This is a genomic window from Granulosicoccus sp. 3-233 (assembly GCF_052681095.1).
Genome location: NZ_JBQYLE010000003.1, coordinates 239028 through 241212 on the forward strand (window position 1 = coordinate 239028; position 2185 = coordinate 241212).

Consider the following 2185-nt stretch of genomic DNA (forward strand, 5'->3'; position numbering starts at 1 on the left):
ATCAGGCCGCGAATTTCTGCATGACGGTTTCTCGCTCCCCATCCGCGACGATGGATCCACGATCCATCACGACAACGCGATCCACCAGCTCCAGAAGGGACATGCTGTGCGTTACCATGATCAGGGTACGACCTCGACTGAATGTCTTCATGCTCTGCATGAACTGACGTTGCAAGGCCGAGTCCAGACCACTGGTCGGCTCATCGAAGACCAGAACACAGGGCTCACGCAGGAACGCACGGGCAATGGAAATTGCCTGCTTCTGACCACCTGACAGCTGCTCCCCGTTTTCTCCAACGACCCGATCCAGACCTTGACCTCCTCCCGGGAACACAAGATCCATACCAGCCAGAGCAGTCGCCCTGGATATCTGCTCTGGCGTGCAATGCGGCAAGCCCAGTAACAGATTGTCGCGGACAGTTCCCGCGATGAAGAACGGATGTTGCGGAATCAGGGCGATACTGCTGCGCAAACGCGCAGGCGCCAGCGCTTGATAGTCATAGCCATCGATGCTGATCTGCCCCTGTCTGGCCAACAGGGCGCCTGCCATGGCGCGTGCAACCGTACTCTTGCCCGCCCCTGATGGTCCGATGAGACACAGATGTTCGCCGGCACGGACAGACAGGTTGATGCCATTCACCGCTGGCCGAGTCTGATCAGGGTAGACATAGCTGAAGCCACTGACGTGGATTGCGCCCTTGAGCTCGCTCGCTGGCAGGACACGGCTGCTTGCAAGCTCTGCCGATTGCCTGAACAGATCGTCGATGGTACGCAGGCAATCCCGGGATTGCGTCCAGCGGGCCACCACGCCATGCAGGTTCATGATGGGCGCAATGGTGCGACTTGCCAGAATCGTGCTGGCCACCAGACCACCGACCGTCAGATTACCTGCCTGAATCTGATGTACGCCAACCACCACGATCAGCACATGATTGAGTTGCATCAAGCCCAATGAACCATGTTGCCCAAGAGACACCCAGCGCTGGTTTCTGCGCGCCGCCTCGGCCGATTGTTCGGTCGTGATGTTCCAGCGATTCAGACTCATGCCAACCGCATTCAATTGTTTCAGTGCGGTGCTGCCGGACAGCAATTCAACCATCATGGACGATTTCTCCTGCATGGAGGAGAAGAGACCACGCGTGGATCGCTTGACCGGTATCTGCACCAGCGCATTCAATACCAGAATGGCGATGGCAATTCCCACAGGTACCAGCGTCACGATCGGTGAAACCAGATAGATCACCAGAAGAAACAGCAGGAAGAACGGAAAATCCACCAGCGCCGGAATCAGGCGAGTCGCGTAGAAATCGCGCAGACCCTGCAATTCACGAAACAGATTGCTGCGCTCCCCAACCGACAGCCGCATCTGCTCCTCATGCAGGCTCAGCATTCGCTGCATCAGCACACTATCGAACCGGGCACCGGTTCTGGCGGCAATCCGCTCCAGCGTCGAGGTGCGAGCAGTCTTGAGCAGAACATCGAACAGGATGGCCGTGCAGACGCCCATCGCCAGTACCGTCAGCGTCGACATCGCCAGATTCGGCACAACCGCGTCATAGACGTTGAGCGTGAACAGCGGCAAGGCGATCACCAGAAAATTGATGAACAAGGTGCAGAGCACGACCTCGGCAAAGTTCGGCGTGAAACGCAATATCGGTTGCCAGAACCAGTCGATTGCCCTCTTCTGATGCATGTGCTCGGTCGCGGCAGCAGTTCTTGCCTGCTTTGGCAGCAGCACGATCGCTCGTCCCGTACACCAGTTGCACAGCAGTTCCTTGCTCAGGGCCTGTGGCTGCCCCCCCGGTTCCACTGCACAGGATTCACCATCCGGGTTGGGCAGTACCACGACGAACCGATTGGCCCGCATGGGCAGAATCACGGGCGCACGCGTGTTGTGCAGTTCTTCCACGGTGCACTTGTCGATACGAAGTTCGAACTCGAGATGCTCGGCGATCGCAGGCAGCGTCGCGATGGTCCAGCGATCCCCCGCACTGGGCAACTGCAATGCCAGACTACTCAGATCGGTCCGGCGCTGGTGAAATTCCAGCACCGTGGCGATGCATGACATCAGCGGGTCTTCAACAGGTTGCTTATCAGTGACAAGCTTGAGCATTGCAAGCGATTCAGGTAACACGGAAACCTTTCCGCGCGCAGACTTCGTACCAAGAAACCGTTGTATTACCTG

The 2185-nt window shown here is 57.7% G+C and carries 1 protein-coding gene; it reads right to left on the reverse strand.

All coding sequences use genetic code 11. The features are described 5' to 3' along the window. Position 1 precedes the first annotated feature (1 nt). Positions 2 to 2113: an ATP-binding cassette domain-containing protein gene (locus tag ACUNV4_RS10460; protein ID WP_430878486.1), complete on the reverse strand. Its 2112-nt coding sequence runs from the start codon at positions 2111 to 2113 to the stop codon at positions 2 to 4. Positions 2114 to 2185: the final 72 nt, after the last annotated feature.

What these genes read in the sequence shown, in the direction of transcription:
- ACUNV4_RS10460 (WP_430878486.1), bottom strand. Translation starts at nt 2,113, where the DNA reads ATGCTCAAGCTTGTCACTGATAAGCAACCTGTTGAAGACCCGCTGATG.